Source organism: Bacillus thermozeamaize, from assembly GCA_002159075.1.
Classification (GTDB): domain Bacteria; phylum Bacillota; class Bacilli; order ZCTH02-B2; family ZCTH02-B2; genus Bacillus_BB; species Bacillus_BB thermozeamaize.
This window is the reverse complement of the sequence record LZRT01000006.1, coordinates 1-2,426: the sequence shown is the minus strand read 5'-3', so window position 1 is coordinate 2,426 and position 2,426 is coordinate 1. Positions and strand designations below refer to the sequence as shown.

At 53.6% G+C, this 2,426-nt stretch carries 1 protein-coding gene and 1 pseudogene; one reads left to right on the top strand and one right to left on the bottom strand.

Annotation, left to right across the window (positions count from 1 at the left end):
* Positions 1-555 precede the first annotated feature (555 nt).
* Positions 556-1,800 (top strand): transposase, encoded by a 1,245-nt coding sequence (locus tag BAA01_11970; protein ID OUM91054.1) that lies wholly within the window; start codon positions 556-558, stop codon positions 1,798-1,800.
* Between the two features lie 168 nt (positions 1,801-1,968).
* Here the strand turns inward: BAA01_11970 and BAA01_11965 are convergent.
* Positions 1,969-2,426 (bottom strand): annotated as a pseudogene (locus tag BAA01_11965) (DNA ligase (NAD(+)) LigA).

Genomic DNA, 2,426 nt, shown 5'->3' with positions numbered 1-2,426 from the left:
AGGTTGACCTGGCACCCTGTCAAAAGCGATAAGCACCAGAAAAAAACGGCGAACGGAATAAGGCGTCTGCGCAAGCTATTCATCGCTCTTCTTCCTCGTATCATATGTTTTGAAGCTTGTTATTCAAGAATTTCCAGTTGTTGATGACTCATCATTTTTTCCAGCTGGAGGGCGTAGCCGAACCCGCACCGCAGCCCGTCAGGGCGAGGAGCGGAAGTCGGGGCCCCTCCTCAAAAAACGCTCAAACAAAATCAAAGAATAAGGGACTGGACTTTCTGGAATGCCTCCGGACAATGGAACTTAGGGGTCCATTCGGGGAAATCCTTCTTCCTCCTGTAGCTTTGTCTACTTTTGAAGTCTGTTTCTCCGGTTCTCGCTTGAACGTCTTACCCGCTGGCTGTTCCCTTCGGCAACCCATGCCGGACGTAGCAGCGTCCGGGGCAGCTCATGGCCCGAAGTGTGTTCTCATATGCGAGGGTGACTGATCGGCGAGCACGCCGGAGGCATCCCGGAGCGTCTATTCCCCGAATCCCTACAGAAAGGAGGGGACACCCCGTGAAACTGTTTGTCGGTATTGACGTCAGTGCGCGCTGGCTCGAAGCCTGCTTCTTGAACCCAGACGGCGATACGTTGGAGACGTTCAAGGTCGCCAACACCTTGCAGGGTGCATCGGTTTTGCGCGACCGCATCGTTCAAGCTGCGGACAAGCTCCCTGCTTCCGAGATCCACATCGGCCTGGAGGCCACCTCCGTCTACAGTTGGCATCCGGCGATGTACCTGTCTGAGGATGTGTCACTCAAACAACGCAACGCCAAGGTGTTTACGATGAACCCCAAGCTCATTCACAAGTTTCGGGAAGCCTATGCCGACCTGGACAAGACCGACCGTATCGACGCCTGGATCATTGCCGACCGCTTGCGTTTCGGCAGATTGACGATGACCGTCGTCATGCAGGAGCAATACATTGCGCTCCAACGTCTGACACGGATGCGATACCATTTGGTCCACAACCTGACACGCGAAAAGCAGTACTTCTTGCAAAACCTGTTTTTCAAGTGCAACGCTTTTCGCGATGAGGTCGCAAGCTCCGTGTTTGGACATGCCATTATGGAGATGCTCTCGGAGAAGTACAGCCTCGATGAGATCGCCAACATGGATGTGGCTGTTTTGGCCGACTACCTCAAAGAGAAAGGAAAAAACCGTTTCCCCGATCCCGAGCATGTGGCCCGGTGCATTCAGAAAGCCGCACGGGCATCTTACCGCCTGTCCAAGGTGGTTGAAGACTCGATTGACATCGTGCTCGGCACATCGATTCAATCCATCCGGAGCATCCAGGCACAGATCAAGGAACTGGACAAGGCCATCGGACGGATCCTGGAAGGCATCCCTGGCGCGAAAATTTTACGCTCCATTCCAGGGATCGATTTGGTTTATGCTGCCGGCATTCTCGCCGAGATCGGCAACATTGACCGTTTTGACAACCAAGCCGCCGTGGCCAAGTATGCCGGTCTCGTCTGGAGCAGAAAACAATCCGGCACATTTGAAGCGCAAGAAACCAAGCGCATTCGTTCCGGTAACCGATTCTTGCGGTATTACCTGGTTGAAGCTGCCAACTCGGTGAAAAACTGCGATCCGGAATTCGGAGCCTACTACCGGAAAAAGTATAACGAAGTGACGTTGCATCAACATAAACGCGCCCTCGTCTTAACCGCAAGAAAACTTGTGCGTCTGGTCGATGTGCTGCTACGCAACGACCAACTCTACACGCCTCGAAGGAAGGTGAACATCGCGAAGGATTAATCCCTCCTTTGCCAAAGTCCTTCAGCATTCCCAGTAAAAATCTGGAAAATCCCCTGATTTTTTGCTGGGTCTAGTTTGCTATTGCCATTTTTCGTGACTCATAGCTTTTTTTCAAAGAAAAATTTCCAGTTACCGCAAATCAGGGACTTGACATCTTACCGCTGGACTTCATTTCTCGTCTTCTTTTTTCGCATAACCAATCGTTTTCAGAAATGTTTCCTCATCCATCAAGGGGATGCCCAGCTCCTTGGCACGTTGCAGTTTTGAGCCGGCCTGCTCGCCGTAGATCACCCAATCCGTCTTGCGGCTGACCGAACCGCTCACCTTCCCTCCCAACGACTCGATGAGACGGGTCGCTTCCTGACGCGTCAGCGAGGAAAGCGTACCGGTCAGGACGACCGTCTTGCCGGCCAGCGGACTCTCTTCGGCGCTGGGCCGAACTGCCTGCGGTTGCCGCATGTTGACACCGGCCGCGCGCAATTTTTCCAGCATTTCCTGGACACTGGGCTGCGAGAAATAGGAACAAATGCTTTGCGCAATCTTGGGGCCGATCTCCTCGAGCGCGAGCAGCTCCTCCTCACTGGCCTGCTGCAGCCGCTCCATCGTGCCGAAATGCTCGGCCAAAG